The organism is Solibacillus sp. FSL K6-1523, from assembly GCF_038005225.1.
Classification (GTDB): Bacteria; Bacillota; Bacilli; order Bacillales_A; family Planococcaceae; genus Solibacillus.
This window is the reverse complement of record NZ_JBBOSU010000001.1, coordinates 356,738-377,087: the sequence shown is the minus strand read 5'-3', so window position 1 is coordinate 377,087 and position 20,350 is coordinate 356,738. Positions and strand designations below refer to the sequence as shown.

Annotated in this window: 18 protein-coding genes; 15 read left to right on the top strand and 3 right to left on the bottom strand. The window is 38.2% G+C overall.

The window, feature by feature from the left end; all coding sequences use genetic code 11:
- The first annotated feature begins 17 nt into the window (after positions 1–17).
- The 4 genes from MHI10_RS01835 to MHI10_RS01820 all read left to right on the top strand — a co-directional run bounded on the left by MHI10_RS01835 (position 18) and on the right by MHI10_RS01820 (position 4,211).
- A complete protein-coding gene (locus tag MHI10_RS01835; protein WP_340782408.1) occupies positions 18–1,286 on the top strand; it encodes an L-lactate MFS transporter in 1,269 nt (422 codons plus the stop codon).
- Between the two features lie 217 nt (positions 1,287–1,503).
- A complete protein-coding gene (locus tag MHI10_RS01830; protein WP_340782407.1) occupies positions 1,504–1,938 on the top strand; it encodes a hypothetical protein in 435 nt (144 codons plus the stop codon).
- A 143-nt stretch (positions 1,939–2,081) separates the two neighbouring features.
- Positions 2,082–3,263 (top strand): YbfB/YjiJ family MFS transporter, encoded by a 1,182-nt coding sequence (locus MHI10_RS01825; protein ID WP_340782405.1) that lies wholly within the window; start codon positions 2,082–2,084, stop codon positions 3,261–3,263.
- A gap of 108 nt (positions 3,264–3,371) precedes the next feature.
- Entirely contained in the window at positions 3,372–4,211 is an 840-nt protein-coding gene (locus MHI10_RS01820; protein WP_340782404.1) for a MerR family transcriptional regulator, read from the top strand.
- A gap of 273 nt (positions 4,212–4,484) precedes the next feature.
- Here the strand turns inward: MHI10_RS01820 and MHI10_RS01815 are convergent, their stop codons facing one another.
- On the bottom strand, positions 4,485–5,828 hold the full coding sequence (locus tag MHI10_RS01815) for an RNA-guided endonuclease InsQ/TnpB family protein (RefSeq protein ID WP_340782403.1): 1,344 nt from the start codon (positions 5,826–5,828) through the stop codon (positions 4,485–4,487).
- A gap of 284 nt (positions 5,829–6,112) precedes the next feature.
- Between MHI10_RS01815 and MHI10_RS01810 the strand changes: the two genes are divergently transcribed.
- The 4 genes from MHI10_RS01810 (at position 6,113) to menE (ending at position 11,733) form a co-directional block, all read left to right on the top strand.
- Entirely contained in the window at positions 6,113–7,273 is a 1,161-nt protein-coding gene (locus MHI10_RS01810) for an MFS transporter (protein ID WP_340782402.1), read from the top strand.
- Positions 7,274–7,333: 60 nt separating this feature from the next.
- A complete protein-coding gene (locus tag MHI10_RS01805; RefSeq protein WP_340782401.1) occupies positions 7,334–8,530 on the top strand; it encodes an ornithine--oxo-acid transaminase in 1,197 nt (398 codons plus the stop codon).
- Between the two features lie 148 nt (positions 8,531–8,678).
- The gene (locus MHI10_RS01800; protein ID WP_340782400.1) at positions 8,679–10,244 is read left to right on the top strand and encodes an acyl-CoA dehydrogenase family protein; all 1,566 of its coding nucleotides are present in this window, start codon (positions 8,679–8,681) and stop codon (positions 10,242–10,244) included.
- Positions 10,245–10,260: 16 nt separating this feature from the next.
- Positions 10,261–11,733 carry an o-succinylbenzoate--CoA ligase gene (gene menE, locus MHI10_RS01795; protein ID WP_340782399.1) on the top strand — a complete coding sequence of 491 codons (1,473 nt, stop codon included), beginning with the start codon at positions 10,261–10,263 and terminating at the stop codon, positions 11,731–11,733.
- Between the two features lie 39 nt (positions 11,734–11,772).
- On the opposite strand, the gene MHI10_RS01790 is transcribed toward menE, so the two are convergent.
- Positions 11,773–12,327, bottom strand: a complete 555-nt coding sequence (locus MHI10_RS01790; protein ID WP_340782398.1) for a TetR/AcrR family transcriptional regulator — start codon at positions 12,325–12,327, stop codon at positions 11,773–11,775.
- 179 nt (positions 12,328–12,506) lie between these two features.
- Between MHI10_RS01790 and MHI10_RS01785 the strand changes: the two genes are divergently transcribed.
- From MHI10_RS01785 to MHI10_RS01770, 4 genes are all read left to right on the top strand, one after another.
- The gene (locus tag MHI10_RS01785; RefSeq protein WP_340782395.1) at positions 12,507–13,064 is read left to right on the top strand and encodes a DUF1273 domain-containing protein; all 558 of its coding nucleotides are present in this window, start codon (positions 12,507–12,509) and stop codon (positions 13,062–13,064) included.
- A gap of 97 nt (positions 13,065–13,161) precedes the next feature.
- Positions 13,162–13,473 (top strand): hypothetical protein, encoded by a 312-nt coding sequence (locus MHI10_RS01780; protein ID WP_340782394.1) that lies wholly within the window; start codon positions 13,162–13,164, stop codon positions 13,471–13,473.
- Positions 13,474–13,821: 348 nt separating this feature from the next.
- Positions 13,822–15,213, top strand: coding sequence for a class II fumarate hydratase (fumC, locus tag MHI10_RS01775; protein WP_340782391.1), 1,392 nt, complete (start codon positions 13,822–13,824; stop codon positions 15,211–15,213).
- Positions 15,214–15,346: 133 nt separating this feature from the next.
- The gene (locus MHI10_RS01770; RefSeq protein WP_340782389.1) at positions 15,347–15,571 is read left to right on the top strand and encodes a hypothetical protein; all 225 of its coding nucleotides are present in this window, start codon (positions 15,347–15,349) and stop codon (positions 15,569–15,571) included.
- A gap of 84 nt (positions 15,572–15,655) precedes the next feature.
- Here MHI10_RS01770 and MHI10_RS01765 read toward each other — a convergent pair whose 3' ends face one another.
- Positions 15,656–16,297 (bottom strand): TetR/AcrR family transcriptional regulator, encoded by a 642-nt coding sequence (locus tag MHI10_RS01765; RefSeq protein ID WP_340782388.1) that lies wholly within the window; start codon positions 16,295–16,297, stop codon positions 15,656–15,658.
- A gap of 225 nt (positions 16,298–16,522) precedes the next feature.
- Here MHI10_RS01765 and MHI10_RS01760 point away from each other — a divergent pair, with 225 nt between their 5' ends.
- The 3 genes from MHI10_RS01760 (at position 16,523) to MHI10_RS01750 (ending at position 20,338) form a co-directional block, all read left to right on the top strand.
- Positions 16,523–17,416: an NAD(P)-dependent oxidoreductase gene (locus tag MHI10_RS01760; RefSeq protein ID WP_340782387.1), complete on the top strand. Its 894-nt coding sequence runs from the start codon at positions 16,523–16,525 to the stop codon at positions 17,414–17,416.
- Positions 17,417–17,428: 12 nt separating this feature from the next.
- Positions 17,429–18,949: a CoA-acylating methylmalonate-semialdehyde dehydrogenase gene (locus MHI10_RS01755; RefSeq protein WP_340782384.1), complete on the top strand. Its 1,521-nt coding sequence runs from the start codon at positions 17,429–17,431 to the stop codon at positions 18,947–18,949.
- Positions 18,950–19,021: 72 nt separating this feature from the next.
- Entirely contained in the window at positions 19,022–20,338 is a 1,317-nt protein-coding gene (locus MHI10_RS01750) for a GntP family permease (RefSeq protein WP_340782382.1), read from the top strand.
- Positions 20,339–20,350 lie beyond the last annotated feature (12 nt).

Genomic DNA, 20,350 nt, shown 5'->3' with positions numbered 1-20,350 from the left:
GAATTAGGGGGAATATCATGAAAAAGAATCGCTGGCTTATTGCTTTATCTGCAATCGCCATTCACCTTTCAATTGGTGGCGCTTATGCATACAGTGTGTATAAAAATCCAATTGCAACGGAATTAGGTTGGGAAGCATCGCAAATAACAATTGCGTTTACAATAATGATGGGATTAGCCGGTTTCGCCGCAGCATTATTCGGTGGAGTCGTAGAAAAATTAGGTCCACGAAAGGCTGCTATGGTTGCTGCTGTCCTTTTCGGATTAGGTCAAGGTGGAGCAGGACTAGCTATCTCAATGGACTCGGTTGTTTTATATTGGCTCACATACGGGCTACTGAGTGGATTAGGGATGGGGATTGGTTATATCGCACCAGTCTCGACACTGGTGAAATGGTTCCCTAATAAACGTGGCTTAGCAACAGGTATGGCTGTACTAGGTTTCGGATCAGGTGCATTAATCACTGCACCTGTAGCAGTAAGTTTAATGGAAGCTGTTGGTATTTCGAATACTTACTTCATTTTAGGGATTAGTTACTTTACGTTAATGATTTTAGGCGCACTTTATATTGCACCACCAAAACCAGGGGATGTAGAAGAATTCGTCGCAACAGGAAATACAAAATCACAAGAAATTGCTCAAATGTCTGCTCGTGAAGCAGTTCGCACAAAACATTTCTGGATGCTTTGGGCTATGCACTTAATTAATGTTACTTCAGGTCTAATGATGATTTCAGTTGCTTCTCCAATGGCACAAGAAATCGTTGGGTTGTCTGTAGCATCTGCTGCAACAATGGTAGGTCTTATGGGATTATTTAACGGTGGTGGTCGCCTAATTTGGGCTGCTGCATCGGATTATATTGGACGTTCTAACGTATTCGTTATTTTCTTTGCGATCCAATTAATCGCATTCTTAACATTACCATTCACGACAAACGTTATCATTTTCCAATTATTTATTTTCTTAGTTGTTAGTTGTTACGGCGGTGGTTTCTCGAACTTACCGGCATTCGCGAGTGACTTATTTGGTACGAAGCAACTTGGTGTCATTCATGGTTATTTATTAACGACATGGTCACTTGGTGGTATTTTCGGACCAATCATCGTATCGGCTATTAAAGAAGCAACAAACAGCTATATACCGGTGTTCTATGTATTTAGTTTCTTAATTGCCATCTCGTTTGGTATTTCATTATTAATACGCTCTGATGTTAATAAGTTGAAAAAACAAAAAGCAAAAGAACGTGAAGAAACAATGGCGGATAAGAAAACACCAGTTCATTCATAAGGGGTATTTATCATAAAGGAAAGAGCAAGTCATGCATATGCATGACTTGCTTTTTTTATTTTCCTTTTTATCTGCACGATGCTGGTTAGCGCACAGTTGTGACGAAATTAGACAAACATGCGGTGTTAATATAAGCCAATTCCAGCCATCAGTATGCCGAGGTATATTTGCTTTATGTTAGAATGAAAGTAATTCTAATGATTTGTGAGGTATTTAAATGCTTTATACAATTACATTATATATACATATTTTAAGCGCCATTGTTTCAATGGGTCCTTTATTCGCCATTTTCCCTTTACTTAAACGAATGAACGATGCCACTGCGGATCAAGTTAGCGGTTATATTCAATCGATACAAGGCATTTTACGAGCAATTGCAAATGGTGGACATGTCGTTGTTCCCTCAGGTCTGTTACTTATTTGGTTGAGCGGCTGGTCATGGAAAGCGTCATGGGTCATTCTTACATTTGTCGTTATGTTTGCTTCTTTATTTTTTATGGCACGCGCCTTTAAACCAGCTATGACCTATGCCAAATCAGATGGCTTTGTGAAAGAAACGTTTATTTCGATGATCAAAAGTGCCACTTGGAAATATATCGCTTTAATGAGTATTTTACTGTGGTTGATGATTGTTAAGCCTAATTTTTGGTAATTAATTTCCGAATACTTTCCCATTAAAGTTCAATCGAAGCTGGTTGAACTTTATTTTTATTTTTCAAACAACCCTTTTAATCTGAAATTTCGAAATGTTACAATAGAAATTAATGGGAAGATGAATTTTAAGGGGGTATGTTCATGAACCGGCAACATGCAGGGGTTATTTTTGGGGGAATTTTATTTATGGTCATTGCAATGGGCATTAGCCGCTTTGCTTTTACACCGATCTTGCCATTTATGCGAGTGGATGAAGGGCTTAGCTTTTCACAAGGGGGCTGGCTCGCTTCTAGTAACTATGTCGGTTATTTTGTTGGTGCATTAGGCGCTGGCTTTATTTTGCGGAATAAAAAGCAATTTGTAATTGCCAATGTCATCGTCAATATCATTTCTATTTTATTAATGGGCTGGATAGATTCCTATGGTATTTGGATTGTTTTACGCTTTATTGCAGGCGCAACAGGCGGCTTTATTTTCGTACTGACTTCGAGTATTGTCATGGATTATTTAGCAGCAAATTTATTAACGCGTTGGAGTGGCTATGTATTTAGTGGAATTGGTCTTGGCATTGCCATTTCCGGATTATTTGTCCCTTTCATAGAAGCTTCATTTGCTTGGCAAGGTACGTGGATCGGACTCGGCATCTTATCCCTCTTGTTTTTACTCACAACCATTTTATTATGGCGCAATATCCACGTACAAAATGGGGAAAGACTTACAAAATCGGATGATACAAATATTTGGCGTGGTTTTATGCCGTGGATTATCGTCGCTTATGGGTTGGAAGGGCTTGGCTATATTATTACCGGCACATTTTTAGTTGATATTATTTATAATATTGAACCGTTACGAGCGTATGCTGGCTATAGCTGGGTCATCGTTGGACTAGCTGCCATTCCATCTGCTCCATTATGGATGCATCTCATGTCGCGCTTTTCTACGATATCTATGATGGTTATTGCCTATGCTCTACAAGTGCTTGGTATTTTATTACCGGTGCTTTCACAATCGGTTTGGAGTGTCCTGTTATCCGCCTTTTTATACGGCTTCACATTTGTTGGGCTCGTTACGATGACAACGGGCTACGGGCGACAGCTCTTTCCAAAACAGAGCGCCTACGTTGTGTCTATGCTCACAACTTTTTATGCGCTCGGACAAATTATCGGTCCCCTTCTTGCTGGTCGCTTAGAAACGTATTTTAATTCGTACAAAGCACCGCTTATTTTCGCAGGAAGCATTGTCGCATTTGCGCTTGTCATCTTACTCGTTGGATATTCAAGCAGTCAACGTAGCAGCGTAAAAAATACAGAAATCCTATCCTAATGCTAGAATAGAAAGACATAACAACGGTTCAGGACGAGCCGAGTTATGTCTTTTCTTTATTGATTATCCATTATGGTACAAAAACGAAAAACATATAAGGAGTAAACTATGGAACAACATTATTCTATTGGCGAAATTGCAAAAATAACGAATATTTCCGTTCAAACATTGCGTTACTACGACCAAATTGGGTTATTTAAGCCTTCCTATGTCGATAGAAAGACCAATTATCGCTACTATAAAGACTCGCAATTATATTATTTAGATATTATAAAATCACTAAAGTATCTTGGGACTTCTTTGGACAAAATTAAAGAGGCTCAGCAATTTACCCCTGCGCAATTATTAACTTTTTTGGAACAACAGGAATCTGTTATTGAAGAACAAATTAATCGCCTTGTCGAAATTCAACAGAGCCTTTTTAAATCAAAAAAACAAATGCAGGAACAAATCGCCATTACTGTTTTTAATGAAGTATATGAAAAAGAGGAAGATGCTTTTCGTATTTTAACAATTGCACCTGAACGGCTAAATGCTAGTTATATCCCTAATTCGTATTACAGTTCTTTGCTTAAAACGCTAGAAATTGAAAATACGACCATTAGCAGTCGTTATGGCTGTATGTATAAGTACGCAGCTTACGAGAAAATTGAAGATATCATGTATGACCATCTTTTCACACCGTTGTTAACCGACCGTTATATTACAAATTTAACCCCAGAAATGGATGTCCAAACAACACCTAAAGGACGCTATATTTGCATTGCCTTTAAATTTACTGCACCCACTTATTTAGAGCAATATCAAAAATTACGTCATTATATAGAAGAAAATAAATTATCTGTCATTCCAATTGTGTATGAAATTTTCATGCCGACGAATTATGCACCAAATGAAACGGATGAATTTATTGTGGAATTAAAAGTTAAAGTCAACATACCCCACTGAGATGAAGCTTTTAAGTGGGGGCTTGAGTTTATCACACAGGTCTTCCTTGCCCAATTTGACGTTCTGTGTAACAAGCATCCAGAAGACGCTCCCCAAATACTGTTTTTGGTTGGGCTTGGCGATGAATGATCGCTACCCACTTGCACCACCCTTCCGAAGATGAGCAGTCCTTTCCTATTGCGAAAGAAGCCACCACTCAGCGTTGCTGGCGTGTGCTACAAGCCCCGACAAGTCGAGTACACAAGGATGGTTGACGCACCCACTAGACCGTGCTTAAGCAGCGGTTTTACGTTTTTGAACTTCGAGTACGAACGGATTTTTAATTTCGAGATGCTCGTCCAGGTCCACACTCTTTGATTTCCTCAATATATTGAATGCTCCGTTGATGTCGGCATGGATACATTCTCCTGATAGCGCTTGGTATTGCCCACGGTTAACCCGTTTTCCGCTAAATACATATTGTTGCTTATCCTTGGAAGACCAGACAGGCAGTTCATCTTTATCTAGAAAGCTTGCCTTCGATGTGTAGCTTTCTTCCTGTTTGACAAAGCGAATGCCTTCTTTTAAGCACTTATTTTCGATGGCACTTATCAATTTGTTGAAAGGAATCTGAACAAAGTGTTGGTTATTCTTTTTGCCGATGTTGCTGTTTTGCTTCCAGCCTTCGTTATGCCCGACAATAATTGTATCAATGTTCAACTCTTTGATTTTCTTGAATAATAAGCCAACAGCTTGGGAAATGTACCCGTTTATCTGGTTGTTTCGCTTCCTCCATAATTTAGCCAATTGATTCGTGACAACCCGCTTTGAAATCCCATTTTTGATATTTCGTTGTTGGAGCTCACTCATCGCCTTGTTAAAGTATTGGTTAATGGATTTCAACTTCTTCCCATTAATTAGGAATGTATCGCCAGCATTCGTTGCACAACTCATGAATCGATCTACACCTAAATCGCAACTTAACGCATTTTTCGTTGTCGTAGGTTGCTGTTTCATTTGAGTTGCTTGCACTTCATACGTGTAATGCACCTCAAAGAACCGACCATTTTGCTTCGGTACGATTTCAATGTAAGAGATTTTCCTGTGCAATAAGTTTTTAGGCATTCGAATCTTAATCGAGCCAAAACGCTTTCGAAACTCAACATTCATCGGAATCAACCAATACCCATCTTTGTCTATTTTCGGAACTTGGTAGATTTCAATGATCCGTTTTTCCATTGACCTTGAATAATTCGGAAACTGTGGCCGACCCGTAAACTTGCTCGGTTCTTTTTTCCACGTTTCGAGCGCTTTGAAAAAGCTTTTGGTTTCGCTTCGTAATGTTCTGCGAATCGCCTGCACAGAGTTTGATTGAACGCCCCAATAGTTGATGTCCTGCTTCATCGCAACATCTATTTCCTTCGTAGTTGCCATTCGATTTTCATTTAAGAAGCTTTGCTTGATTGTATATAACCCAACATTTCTCAATGCTTTAGAGCTGTGCGTCATTCGTTTGAGCAAACGAAACTCTTTCGCTGTCAATTGAGACCTTCCGATGTTTTGTTTTTTCGTGAAACGTTGAATGTTGTCGAGTTTCTTCTTTTTGCGTAACACTTTAACGGCTTTCTTCCTTACCATGTTGTTCACCTCCCTTTCTTTCATTCTACCAAAAGAAACGTATGTTCGCAAATATAAGTAGGCAGTTTAGGCTACTGCCAACCGCCATTCATCTCCCACTTACTTATTGGGCTATGCCCTGCACATTCCTTGAAGTGGGAGTCTTCTGTCGGAAAATAATAAAAAAGCCATATCTATCTCCTCTTTTACAAAAAAGAAAGTAGTATTCATTGACTCTATAGTTACTATAGGGTTTATTTTAGAAAGATACGGAAAAAATTTGTACTACATTAAGGAGAATTATTATGAAAGAACAAAGAGTCACCCTAGGACTACTTTTAACGAATTTGTTCATTGCATTTATAGGTATTGGTTTGATTATTCCAGTACTTCCTACATTAATGAACGAGCTACAACTTAGCGGACAGGTAATTGGCTATTTAACAGCAGCATTTGCGGTTACACAGCTCATTTTCTCTCCTCTAGCTGGGCGAGCTGCCGATAAATACGGACGAAAAATTATGATTGTCCTCGGATTATTTATTTTCGGTGCTTCGGAATTTTTATTCGGTCTTGGTAAAACAATTGAAGTTTTATTTATTTCACGAATTTTAGGTGGGATTAGTGCTGCCTTTATTATGCCTGCTGTAACGGCATTTATCGCGGATATTACGACGATGGAAACACGTCCAAAAGCACTTGGCTATATGTCTGCTGCGATTAGTACGGGCTTTATTATCGGACCAGGTATTGGTGGTTTCTTAGCCGATATTGGAACACGCGTGCCATTCTTCTTTGCTGGTGGGCTTGGTACATTTGCTGGTATTCTTTCACTTATTTTATTACGTGAACCTGAGCGTAATGTCGAAAATATTGAAAATGCGCCTGTCCAACAATCTGGTTTCAAGCGTGTTTTTGCACCGATGTATTTTATCGCCTTTATCTTAATTTTCGTGGCATCATTTGGTCTTGCTGCATTCGAGTCGTTCTTTAGTTTATTTGTGGACCATAAATTCGGCTTCACGCCAATGGATATCGCGATCATCATTACAGGTGGTGCGATTTTCGGAGCCGCTGCACAAATTTTGCTATTCGACCGGCTTACGCGAAAATGGGGCGAAATCAAATTAATTCGATATAGCTTAATTTTATCGGCTATTTTAGTCTTTTTAATGACGTTCGTTCACTCGTATTTTGCGATATTACTAACAACATTTATCGTTTTTGTTGGCTTTGACTTATTTAGACCTGCTGTTACAAGTTATTTATCAAAAATTGCAGGCAATGAACAAGGTTTTGTTGGTGGTATGAATTCCATGTTTACGAGTTTAGCAAATATTTTTGGCCCAATTTTAGGCGGCCGGCTATTCGATATTGATATTAACTACCCATATTACTTTGCAGCTGTTGTATTGGCATTTGGTATTCTGTTAACATTAATATGGAAGAAGCCGTCGTCAATTTAATCGAAAATGTGCTTTTTCTTTTGTAAATGAATTTCCTATTAACCTATAAGGGGGATTATCATGACAACAAGATCGAAGCAATTCATTGATCAAACTGAGAAATTTGGAGCTCATAATTATCATCCATTACCGATTGTTATTGAAAAGGCAGAAGGTGTGTGGGTGACCGATCCAGAAGGAAATCGCTACATGGATATGCTCTCTGCGTATTCTGCACTGAATCAAGGTCATCGCCACCCTAAAATTATTCAAGCACTGAAAGATCAAGCAGATTGTGTAACGCTCACTTCACGTGCATTTCACAGCGCAACACTAGGTGTATGGTATGAAAAATTATGTGCACTGACACAGAAAAACATGGTACTACCAATGAATACCGGAGCTGAGGCAGTTGAAACCGCCATTAAAACAGCTCGTCGTTGGGGCTATGATGTAAAAGGGATTCCAGCGGAGCAAGCTCAAATTATTGGTTGTAACGGGAACTTCCACGGACGCACAATGGCTGCCGTTTCATTATCGTCAGAACCAGAATACAAACGTGGATTCGGTCCAATGCTACCAGGTTTTGTACTCATTCCTTACGGGGATATTGATGCATTAAAAGCAGCAATCACTCCAAATACTGCCGCGTTTATTGTCGAACCAATACAAGGCGAGGCAGGGATTATTGTTCCACCAGCAGGCTTCATTGAAGCAGCCTATGCACTGTGTAAGGAGCATAATGTGTTATTTATTGCGGATGAAATTCAGACTGGACTCGCACGTACTGGAAAAATGTTTGCCTATGAATGGGAAAATATTATTCCCGATATTTTAATTTTAGGTAAAGCACTTGGTGGCGGCGTTTATCCAATTTCAGCAGTTGTCGCAAATGATGATATTCTTGGCGTATTTAACCCAGGCTCGCACGGTTCTACATTTGGTGGAAATCCCCTTGCCTGCGCTGTTTCAATCGCTGCACTTGAAGTTTTAGAAGAAGAGCAGCTTGCACAACGCTCGCTCGAATTAGGAAACTATTTTAAAGAGCAACTGCAAACGATTCAAAATCCAATTATTAAAGAAATTCGCGGGCGCGGACTTTTCATTGGGATTGAACTGCATGAGGCAGCAAGACCTTATTGCGAAAAGCTTGCCGAGCGAAAGCTATTATGCAAAGAAACGCATAACACAGTCATTCGTTTTGCCCCACCACTCATTATTTCAAAAGAAGATTTAGACTGGGCCATTTCACAAATTAAAGAAGTGTTTTCGAATTAAGTCTCTTTCAATAACAACCCCCAAGTTTGAAAAATCAAGCTTGGGGGTTTCTTTGTTGAGATGGTTAAATATTCAGATAAATATTCGTGAACACTGTTTACTTTTGATGATCTTTGTTATAGAATTTCATTATAAAGGGGTGGATTTTATGCTTGAAGTAGAGAATAAAGAAGATTATTCATTTTTAGACTTTTTAAATAAGCGTGATCAATTAAACGATTTAGACAATCCATTTTTGCAAGCCGTGCTCCACGATATTACCGGTGAACATTGGTCAGATTTATCCGACAAGCTACAACCTTTTAGCACTAAGTTATCTTCAGAATGGCGTAGAGTAGCTGCTGAAATTTCTCGACCAGTAAATCATCCGACCCTCATCCATTATGACGCTTATAATCGACGAATCGATCGAGTTGTAAGACCATTAGAAGCGGTGCAATTATCCGATGCCATCTTTTCAGAGGGGCTATTTTCAGAAAATAATATTGCTTATGAAGGAATTATAAAGCGATATTTATTACATGGGAACGGTGAAGTAGGCATTACATGTCCATTAGCCTGCACTGATGGATTAATTGCTTTAATCGAAAACTTCTATGAAGAGGTGTGTGATGAAGTAAAGGCAATCCATCAACATGTTAAAGAAGGATTGAATGGAAACTTTGCAATTGGTGCTCAATATATGTCTGAAATTCAAGGGGGTTCTAACATTCCCGCCAATGTCTTAAAGGCTGTTCCTAATGGAAATCACTATAAATTATATGGCAATAAGTTCTTTTGCTCAGCTGTCCATGCCGATTATTCCGTTGTTACAGCAAGGGTTGATGGAACAACTAACGTAGCTGTATTCATCGTTCCTTCTTGGTTACCTGGAAATAAGGAAAAAGAAATTCGAAATCATTTTCAAATTAACCGTTTGAAATGGAAATTAGGAACGTCAGAACTACCGTCTGGAGAAATTGATTATAACGGTTCAGTTGCCTACAAAATTGGTCCTGAGGATAAAGGGGTGTCCTTAGCTGTGAGCCTTGTATTGACACGCTCACGACTAGATATTGGATTTGCCAGCGGTGCATTTTTAATGCGTGCAGCAAGAGAAGCTAAAACTTACGCTAATTTCCGTCACGTGTTTGACCGTAAAATTGATGAGTTTCCAATGGCGGCGGCTCAATTAGCAGATCTTGAAGATGCCGCGAAAAGAATGGTTGCAACTGCCTTTTCAATTTACTCGAAGTTTACGGAAGTTGATACAATATCACCTTTGGAGGCATTCGCACTTCGCGAATTAATTTTGCTGCAAAAAGTTTATGCCTCGAAAGAAGCTGTGGAAAAATTGCGCTTAGCCATTTCTATTTTCGGTGGACATGGTGCTATTGAAGACTTTTCTTCTATTCCGCGCTTATTTAGGGATAGTATGGTCAACGAACTTTGGGAAGGTCCGCGCAATGTATTACTCGCTCAAATATACCGTGATTTAGCCAAATGTAAATGGCCAATTTCAGATGTGTTATCATCCATGTTCCCTCACTTATCTCATGAGGAAATTGAACAATATTCTTTACGTTTAAATACGATTATGCAAACGAATTTAGTTGCTTTACCAACACTTGAAAACATGCAAGCAGCACGTAATTGGGAATTGATTTGGGGTGAATTATTCCTATCTTATCAAGAAGCTGTCACTGAAAAATATCAAGATTTACCGATTTTATAACAAGGGGGAAGTGGGTATGAATATTGGTCAAGTTTTAACAAGTCGTTCCGTATTAATGGGTGAAAAAATTGGGTTTATACACAATGAAGAACAAATCTCTTTTAAAGAAATGAATGAAAGATCGAATAGTTTTGCACAGTATTTAACTAATAACGGCATCGGTGCGGGTGATAAAGTTGCGCTTCTTTGTAAAAACAATGAATATGTCGTAGCATCTTTCTTCGGAGCAGCAAAGATTGGCGCGGTTACAGTCGTATTAAATTACCGATTACAAGTAAATGAACTTCAATACATTGTAGAGCATAGTGATGCAAAATTATTAATTTATGACGAAGTGTTCGAGGAAGTTGCTAAACAGCTCCCCGTCCAAGCACTTGGAACGACTATGTTAAAAGAAATCTATACGAGCCAGGCATCTGAACCCACTCTACAAACAGCTAATAATGATGCCATTTTAATGATGTACACATCCGGTACAACAGGGTTACCAAAAGGCGTGTTAATTTCCCATTCCAATTTACAAGCCGCTTCAATTGGATTATCCCATACAATCGATTGGTGGGAGCAAGACCGCTTCTTAATGGTTGCACCGTTCTTCCATATCGGTGGATTTGCTCCACTCGTAACAAATGTGCATACAGGTGGAACAATGATTTTAATGGAAGATTTCCACCCTGTAGAAGCTTGGAAATCCATTGAACACCATCAAATAACAACAATGATGACTGTCCCTGCAATGCTTGATTTTTTATTAAAAACATACTCAATCGTGAATCCAGATATTTCATCATTACGAAATATTACATGTGGTGCTTCCGCTGTACCTGCCCCTCTCATTTTAGGTTTTAGAAAATTGGGTGTTCCCATTCAGCAAGTATATGGCATTACTGAATTTATTGGCGCCGTTACTTTTTGGAAAGAAACACAGCATCCTGAGAAATATGATTCCATGGGGAAACCCGTTATGCAAGCGACATTAAAAATTGTGGATTTGCTTACAAAAGAACCTGTATCAGTTGGAACAATTGGCGAAATCGTCATTAGTGGACCACAAGTATTTGTAGGGTATTATAAAAATGATGAAGCATACAGTAGTACCGTTCAAAATGGAGAGTTTTATACGGGAGATGTTGGCTATCTTGATGATCAAGGCTTCTTATATATTGTAGACCGACTAAAAGATATGATTATTAGTGGTGGCGAAAATATTTATTCAGCTGAGCTAGAACTTGTACTCGCCCAGCACCCTGCCATTGAAGAAGTAGCTGTTGTAGGTGTACCAAATGAACAATGGGGAGAAGTTCCTCGAGCATATATTGTCATTGCTGCTGAGCAAACGATTACACCTGAAGAAGTGACTGCTTTTTGCAAAGAAAAACTAGCTTCATATAAAGCTGTAAAGGAAGTTATATTCGTCGACCAACTTCCTCGCAATGGTGTAGGGAAAATTTTAAAAACACAGTTAAAGGATTTATTCATATCTAATTAAAATAAATCTAAGGGATTCACCTATGTGAAATCCCTTTTTTTATCGCTTCAAAGAGCGCTCTTTTAAATTTATAATATAATAGTTTGCAAGCTTTTGAATATGAATTAAAGCTTCATCTTTGTTTCGATTTGGTAAGTTTCGATATGTAATTAATAATCCATTTAACGTTGAAAATAGTAATTGTGATTCCATTTTTGCATTTGTTAAAGGAATTTTCTCTTCAAGTAATGTTAGAACTTTATCAATTTCTTTTATAATGGGAAAATGTGAACCCGGTCGCTCTGAATCAATCATAAAATGGGTCATCAACTGAAAAAGGGTTTCTGTCGTAATCATAAAATGAATATATGTTTCTACTAGTTTCTCAAGTGTCTTACAATCTTTTAATTCTTCTAAAAGTTCATGACTTGCTAGCTTCATGACTTCGAAATACAATTCTTCCTGGTCAGCATAATATTTATAAATTAATGCCGGCGATATTTCTGCTACTTTTGCAATTTGTCGAATCGAAACGGATGTAAATGCCTTTTTTCCAAACAGATTCATCGCGACTTGTAATATTTTCTCCTTCGTTAACTCCCCTTTTGTTTTCATATGCGTCACCCCTACCTAAGTAATCTTTTTAATGATAATTTTAACTAACTTATTCATCTCCCTCTATTATAAGGTTATAGTAATATTAATAGTAATTTAAGTAGGAGCTTTAAAAATAATGGCGGGGTTCCTCATCCCATTCTCTATATAACGGCATAATTGAAAGGATTGATTAAAAAGTGAAATCATTATTTGTTACAGGTTATCGACCACATGAACTTGGTATTTTTAACGACAAACATCCAGGCATTGCCATCATAAAAATGGCACTTGAAAACCAGCTCCGTATTTTAATCGATGATGGCTTAGAATGGGTCATTATTAGTGGTCAACAAGGCGTTGAAACATGGACGGCCCAAATTGTTATGACACTCAAGGAGGAGTTCCCACATTTAAAATACTCCATCATTACCCCTTTCCTAGATCAAGAAAAAAATTGGAATGAGCATAAACAAGCAACCTATATGCATATAATGAATGAGGCAGATTTTGTAACAAGCGTAACAAAAAGACCTTATGAAGCACCATGGCAATTTATCGAAAAGGATAAATTCATTATTGATAATACGGATGGTGCATTACTCGTATATGACGAGGAAAATGAAGGTTCCCCTAAGTATGTTTTAAAATTAATCGAAAAATATCAAGAGCAACACGCGGAATATAGACGCTTGATCATAAATGCTTATGACCTTCAAATGGTAGCAGAAGAAATGCAGCGAGGTGATGATTGGTAATATTTCCGTAATTTATCAAATTTTCTGATTACTCGCTTTCATTTTTTGCTATAATAACTTTATACACATAAATACTTAGTTATTGAGGAGGAAAAAGATGAACCAAATTTCAATGATAACAGAAGGTACACCCATCAACATCCAACACCACACTTATAAACGCGAATGCCGCTATACAAGAGGTATCCATATTCCACTTGCTGATATTGAAATAATTTTAAACGGTCTGAATGAAGACACATTAGCCTATTTTGAGTTTCATAATATTGCAAAGGAAATTAAAACAGGTACATTCTTAAATGGCTATGCGGGGCTTGCAAATATTATTTCAGATTACTATAAACGCGAAAAGAACAGTGAGATTTTAGGATTAACAAATGGGCGCGACTTTTACGTAAAAATTATTTAATCATCCGAAAAGGTGGACCATTAATTGAATACGATACAAAACAACATCTTATTTTAACCGGCTGTGTACGATTAAAATAAGATGTTGTTTATTTTCCATTGATTAATCACCGCTATCCTCATTATGCTATTTGAATATTCTATTTTCATTGACATTCCAATTGATAAGGATTATCATTATCAATGTAAGTTAAACATCTTTTCGACACCGTTCCCCCCAGTTCAGGTTCGAAATACACTTTTTATTTATATATAAATTTGGCAAACATCCTACGTGATTTGCCATTTTTTCATTTAAAAACGGGTAATACTATACTGAGCTTAAATTCATTAAAAGGGAGTGTTTATATTGGAATATCGTATTGAAAAGGACACGTTAGGTAAAGTACATGTACCAGCAGATAAAATTTGGGGTGCGCAAACGCAACGTAGCAAAGAAAATTTCCAAATTGGAATAGAAAAAATGCCGATTGAAGTAATTCGTGCTATGGCCATTTTAAAAAAATCAGCGGCATTAGCCAATCAAAAATTAGGCAAGCTTTCCAACGTTAAAGCAGATGCAATCGTCGAAGCGGCAAATGAAATTATCGCCGGTAAATGGGATGACCACTTCCCTCTTGTCGTTTGGCAAACAGGTAGCGGAACACAAACAAACATGAATGTGAATGAAGCGATTGCCTATTTAGCGAATGAAAAATTAGTAGCACAAGGTTCTAATGAGCAAGTTCACCCAAATGATGACGTAAATAAATCACAAAGTTCCAACGATACATTCCCAACTGCCCTTCACATTGCGGCTGTTGATATCGTAGAAAACTATTTAATGCCGCGCTTGCACCTTTTACAAGCAACATTAAAAGAAAAATCAATCGAATTTAAAGATATCATTAAAATCGGACGTACCCATTTACAAGATGCGACACCACTAACGCTTGGTCAAGAAATTAGCGGCTGGCATCATATGCTTAAAAAGTGTGAAAAAATCATTATGGTCAACACACAATTTATGAAAGAGCTCGCAATTGGTGGAACTGCTGTCGGTACAGGAATCAATGCTCATCCTGAATTTGGTGATCGTACAGCTGCTGAAATTAGCGCGCTAACAGGGAAAAACTTTACTTCAGCTGAAAATAAATTCCACGCGCTCACAAGTCACGACGAAATTGTTGCGGCACATGGCGCGTTAAAAGCTTTAGCTGCTGACTTAATGAAAATTGCCAATGACGTGCGCTGGCTTGCAAGTGGACCTCGTTCTGGTATTGGCGAAATTACGATTCCAGAAAATGAACCCGGTTCCTCTATCATGCCAGGAAAAGTAAATCCAACGCAAAGTGAAGCACTAACAATGGTCGTCACACAAGTTATCGGCAATGATGCGACAATTGCATTTGCTGCCTCCCAAGGGAACTTTGAATTGAATGTGTTCAAGCCTGTCATTATCTATAATTTCCTGCAATCTGCACGCCTGTTAGCGGATGCGATGAAATCCTTCAACGATCATTGTGCAATTGGAATCGAGCCAAATATGGAAGTACTCGAAGACAACTTAAAAAATTCATTAATGCTTGTTACAGCTTTAAACCCATATATCGGCTATGAAAATGCAGCGAAAATTGCAAAAGCAGCTCATAAAGAAGGATTAACGTTAAAAGAAGCCGCTATCCAATCAGGTTTACTATCAGAAGAAGAATTTGACCGCTATGTTGACCCGAAAACAATGCTTTACCCGAATGCAGAATAAAAATTAATTGTTTCTACATTGCACCTTGTATTATGCAGTATGGTATTTAATATTTACCAGAAAAGCCTCATTTTCCATCCGTATACTTCCTTTTTAGAAGTACACAATATGGCAACAGGAGGTTTTATATCGGATGAAAAGAATTCAATTTATAGAAGACGGTTTTGAAATTGTAGTCGATATTCCTATGATATATTCGAAGTTTCAATTTTACGTAATTGAAGGTGAAGCGTATTATAAAGATTTCGAATTGTACCGAATTTTAGTCATTGCCAGTTCTGAACAAAAGGTTGTAGAGCTAGCGACAAAAGAACTTTTAACGAATCATCCGTTTGAGCAGGTTGTTTTAAATTATTAGAGAAAAACTTCCTCCTTACTTATCTACAAAAAAGGCTATCCTTAAGTCATTCTCAAGACTTTAAGGATAGCCTTTAACAATTGATTAATACTCGTTCCATCCGCTTTCTTCTACTGAGCTTACAATGAGTCCCCCAAGCATACAACTTGTAAAACCAACCATCTCCTCTACTAAATCAAAACTTTCATCGTGAATTAACCAATCATATACGTTCGCACGCATACAACGTTCCACATATTTTGTCGCAACCTCAAATGTCACATCCGGCTTAAATTCATGTTGATTAATTCCTTCTGTTACGAATTGATGTAACATTTGAAAAATTTTACGTTTAGGATTGATTAAAAAGTGATCTTTCTCCACTTCTTTTGTCATAGCCGCTGTATAAACTGTCCGTAAAATATCTTTTCCGACTTGATTTTGTAAATAAATCATCTGTTCTCTAAAAACAAATAGTATTTTTCCAACTGCATCTAAGTGATTAGGAATATTTTTCTCTATTTCTATATAATAGTTATCCATTTCCTCAAACTTTTCCAAGATAATTGCATATTTAGATTGGAAATGCGTATAAAACGTCCCCTTAGATACACCACACGCCTTCGTTATCTGCTCTACAGATACATGTTCGAAGCCATGCTTAGTGAATAGGTTCAAAGCGGTTATATAAAGATTTTGCTTTGTTAATAAAGCTTTTTTTTGCCGTTCTGTTAGTTGCTGATTCATTTCAAATCCCTCCAAACATTATTTAAATATCACAATAAACAAGAAATACAATTTATATAGAAAAATAGTGCATTGACTTAGTAAAATTCAGCATATATTATTTAACTAACCAAAGTCACTGACTACGGTCAGTGGTTTTTTAACATCTTTTCATCCACTTTAATTGAATTTTGCTGCTTATTCAACAATTAATTGTAAGGGGTTTCATGAAAGGGAGGAATGTACATGACACAAACAATTGGGTTTATCGGATTAGGTAATATGGGTTTACCTATGGCAACTAATCTTATCAATGCAGGTTATACAGTACTCGGCTTTGACACGAATGAAGCGAGCAATGAAAAGTTTGTAGCAATTGGGGGAACGGCTATTGCCGATGTTGCACAACTCATTGCGAAAAGTACGGTCATTTTAACGAGTTTACCAACACCGCAAGTCGTTTCAGCTGTCTATCGCGGGCCACAAGGAATTATCCAAACTGCTAATAAGGGAACAATTATAGTCGATTTCAGTACGGTCAATCCACAACTGAATGACGAATTATATGTGGAAGCACAACAAGCTGAACTGCATTACTTAGGTGCTCCTGTCAGTGGTGGTGTCATAGGGGCAATTAAAGCCACATTAACAATCATGGTCGGTGGCGATTCAGAAATTCATCAACAAATAACTACCATTTTTAATACGCTTGGTAAAAATATTTATCATCTCGGTACTTCACCAAGTATCGGTACACGAATTAAATTACTTAATAATTTAATGATTGGTTTCTATACGGAAGCCGTTGCCGAAACAATTGTCCTCGGTGAACAAATGGGCATTGAAGCAGATGTTTTATTTGAAGTGTTAAGCAATAGTTACGGTCAGAGCCGTATATTCGAACGTAACTACTTAGAGTACATGAAAAATAACGACTACAATCCAGGATTTACAACAAATTTACTCTTAAAAGACTTAAAGTTAGCAAAAGAAATGGCTCAACAAGTCGGGGTACCACTGCCTATTGGCGATAAGCTCGTAGATTTATATAGCACGATCTCAGACGAAGGTTTCGGTGATAACGATATGGCCGCTTCGTATCTAAGTCTTAAAAATAAAACAAAAATCGAACAACTATAAGGAGGCAACAAAATGACAACAACTCAAGCAGTGAAAGTATTAACACACTTTATTGGTGGCGAAATGGTAGAAGGAACAAGCAATCGTTTCGGTGATGTTTACAATCCAAGTACAGGTGAAGTAATTGCAAAAGTACCTTTAGCTACGGCAGAAGAAACACACCAAGCAATTGAGACAGCGCAAAAGGCCTTTCCAGAATGGCGTGATTTATCTGTAGGAAAGCGTGCAGATATCATCTTAAAATTCCGTAATTTGCTCACTGAAAACCAAGACCAACTTACCCAAATTATTTGTACGGAAAGTGGCAAAACAGTAGATGATGCAAAAGGAGAAATTACACGTGCTTTAGAATCTGTGGATCTAGCAATTGGCGCACCGCATCTAGTAAAAGGTGAGTATTCTGTCAATGTTGGTGGGCAAATCAATGCTTACTCTGCAAAGTATCCATTAGGTGTTGTGGCAGCTATTTCGCCATTCAACTTCCCTATCATGGTCCCTTTAGCACAAACAAGCATGGCCGTTGCTGTAGGAAATGCGGTTATTTTAAAAGCATCTGAAAAAGTACCAATGACTGCCCTTTTCATCAGTGAGTTATGGAAAAAAGCCGGTTTACCCGATGGTATTTGGACAGTTATAAATGGTGATAAAGATGCTGTAAATGAACTTTTGGAAAACCCAAAAGTCCAAGCAATCTCATTCGTAGGCTCTACACCTGTCGCACAATACATTTACGAAACGGGTTCAAAATATGGCAAACGTGTTAATGCATTTGGTGGCGGTAAAAATAACATGGTCGTAATGCCTGATGCAAACTTAACACAAGTGGCGGATGCATTTATTGGGGCTGCTTACGGGGCTGCTTCACAACGCTGTATGGCTATTTCAACAATCATACCTGTTGGAGAAGAAACGGCAGATCAATTAGTAGCTATCCTAAAAGAAAAAATTAATGCGCTAAAAGTTGGTTCTTATACAGAAGCCGATACAGATTTTGGTCCAGTAATTTCTCAACAATCAAAAGAAGCCGTATTAAATGCGATTGCACGTGGGGTCGAAGAAGGCGTTGAAGTCGTTTGTGACGGGCGTGACCTCGATATCGTCATACAATCTAAAGGATTCTTCGTTGGTCCAACACTTTTAGATAAAGTAAAACCGGGGATGGATATTTATGAACAAGAAGTCTTTGGTCCAGCACGTAATGTGGTACGTGTTAGTTCATTAGAAGAAGCAATCGAATTAATTAATCAACATGAATTAGCAAATGGTGTGACTATCTATACAAACGATGGAGCTGCCGCGCGTAAATTTACAACAGAAATCGATGTTGGGATGGTTGGGGTAAATGTACCGATTCCAATTCCTGTTGGTTACTATAATTTTGCCGGTTTCAAAGGCTCACGTTTTGGTGAAGGGCATATGTTTGGCCCTGACCAAGCACGTTTCTTCACAAAAACAAAAACAGTATCAGAACGTTGGCCAACTGAAACAACGGTGTCTACTTCTACATTTGCTTTTCCTAGCAATAATGAATAATTGATTTTTATTCTATTAAGCTACATATCCCTCAAAACGGTGTATGTAGCTTTTTAAGGGAGATGGGATAATATGCTAGGTTATATCGGACTATTTGGGAGTTTAGCGTTATTAATTTACTTAACAATGAAGGGTGTAAACTTATTAATTTCTGCGCCATTAACAGCGTTACTCGCAGGTTTAACAAATGGATTAGCCTTCTTCCCACAAACAGCCCTGGAAGAACAAGCCAACTTTTTAACAAGCTATATGAATGGATTTACAGGATTTGTTGGTTCTTGGTATTTAATGTTCATGGCAGGTGCGATTTTCGGTAAAGTTATGGAAGATACGGGTGCTGCAGATAGTGTGTCCAAATGGATTGTTGAAAAAATCGGAGTGAAATATGCTGTATTTGCAGTCGTTATGGCTGCCGCTGTTTTAACATACGGAGGGGTGTCCGTATTTATCGTAGCGTTCTCAGTTTACCCAATGGCTATTAGTTTGTTCAAACAAGCAAATTTCCCGCGCCGCTTTATTCCAGCAGCACTTGGGTTAGGTTCTGTTACATTTACAATGACTTCAGCAGGTTCACCAGAAATTCAAAACTGGATTCCAATCTCCTACTTAGACACTACGCCATATGCAGGTTGGCAAGTAAGTATTGTCGTTGCTATATTCATGGCAACACTCGGCTGTCTATGGTTGAACTGGATGGTTAAACGTGCAGTAAGTAAAGGCGAAGGGTTTATTACGCGTACTACTGACCCTGTTGCCGATGAAACGAAAGCTTTACCAAATCCACTTTTAAGTGTGATTCCGTTATTCGTTGTTTTAGTCATTTCATATTTCTTCCATGATTCTTTAGGTACTTCAGCATTAATCGTCGCATTAACAGGCGGATGTCTTGCTGGTTATGCACTTAATTTTAAATTCGCAACTGCAGTTGGTGCTACATTGGCAGCCGGTGCAATGGGTGCAGTTGTTGCCATTGCCAATACTGCAGCAGTGGTAGGTTTTGGTGGTGTCGTAAAAGCTACCCCTTCATTCCTTGCCACTGTAGATGTTATTACGAATATTCCAGGTAGCCCTTTAATCGGTGGTGCCGTTGCGATTGCCGTAATCGCTGGCTTAACAGGTTCTGCTTCTGGTGGGCAAACCATTGCCATGCCATTACTAGCACCTCATTACATTGATATGGGTGTAGATACAGAAGCGCTTCACCGTACAATCGCCATTGCCTCGGGTTCACTTGATTCATTACCTCATGGCGGGTATGTAGTAACAACAATTAGTTCTGTTTGTGGAGAAAAACATAAAGATGCCTACTTACCATTTGGGGCCTTGACCGTCATCATACCAATCATCGGAACTATCCTTGCCATTGTACTATTCTCTCTAGGAATGTAAGAAAGGGACGTG

Coding starts and splice junctions, on each gene's coding strand:
- MHI10_RS01825 (WP_340782405.1), top strand. CDS start 2,082: ATGAACCGGCAACATGCAGGGGTTATTTTTGGGGGAATTTTATTTATG.
- MHI10_RS01790 (WP_340782398.1), bottom strand. CDS start 12,327: ATGAAAACAAAAGGGGAGTTAACGAAGGAGAAAATATTACAAGTCGCG.
- MHI10_RS01830 (WP_340782407.1), top strand. CDS start 1,504: ATGCTTTATACAATTACATTATATATACATATTTTAAGCGCCATTGTT.
- MHI10_RS01755 (WP_340782384.1), top strand. CDS start 17,429: ATGACAACAACTCAAGCAGTGAAAGTATTAACACACTTTATTGGTGGC.
- MHI10_RS01835 (WP_340782408.1), top strand. CDS start 18: ATGAAAAAGAATCGCTGGCTTATTGCTTTATCTGCAATCGCCATTCAC.
- MHI10_RS01800 (WP_340782400.1), top strand. CDS start 8,679: ATGCTTGAAGTAGAGAATAAAGAAGATTATTCATTTTTAGACTTTTTA.
- MHI10_RS01820 (WP_340782404.1), top strand. CDS start 3,372: ATGGAACAACATTATTCTATTGGCGAAATTGCAAAAATAACGAATATT.
- MHI10_RS01770 (WP_340782389.1), top strand. CDS start 15,347: ATGAAAAGAATTCAATTTATAGAAGACGGTTTTGAAATTGTAGTCGAT.
- MHI10_RS01815 (WP_340782403.1), bottom strand. CDS start 5,828: ATGGTAAGGAAGAAAGCCGTTAAAGTGTTACGCAAAAAGAAGAAACTC.
- MHI10_RS01760 (WP_340782387.1), top strand. CDS start 16,523: ATGACACAAACAATTGGGTTTATCGGATTAGGTAATATGGGTTTACCT.
- menE (WP_340782399.1), top strand. CDS start 10,261: ATGAATATTGGTCAAGTTTTAACAAGTCGTTCCGTATTAATGGGTGAA.
- MHI10_RS01810 (WP_340782402.1), top strand. CDS start 6,113: ATGAAAGAACAAAGAGTCACCCTAGGACTACTTTTAACGAATTTGTTC.
- MHI10_RS01765 (WP_340782388.1), bottom strand. CDS start 16,297: ATGAATCAGCAACTAACAGAACGGCAAAAAAAAGCTTTATTAACAAAG.
- MHI10_RS01780 (WP_340782394.1), top strand. CDS start 13,162: ATGAACCAAATTTCAATGATAACAGAAGGTACACCCATCAACATCCAA.
- MHI10_RS01805 (WP_340782401.1), top strand. CDS start 7,334: ATGACAACAAGATCGAAGCAATTCATTGATCAAACTGAGAAATTTGGA.
- MHI10_RS01750 (WP_340782382.1), top strand. CDS start 19,022: ATGCTAGGTTATATCGGACTATTTGGGAGTTTAGCGTTATTAATTTAC.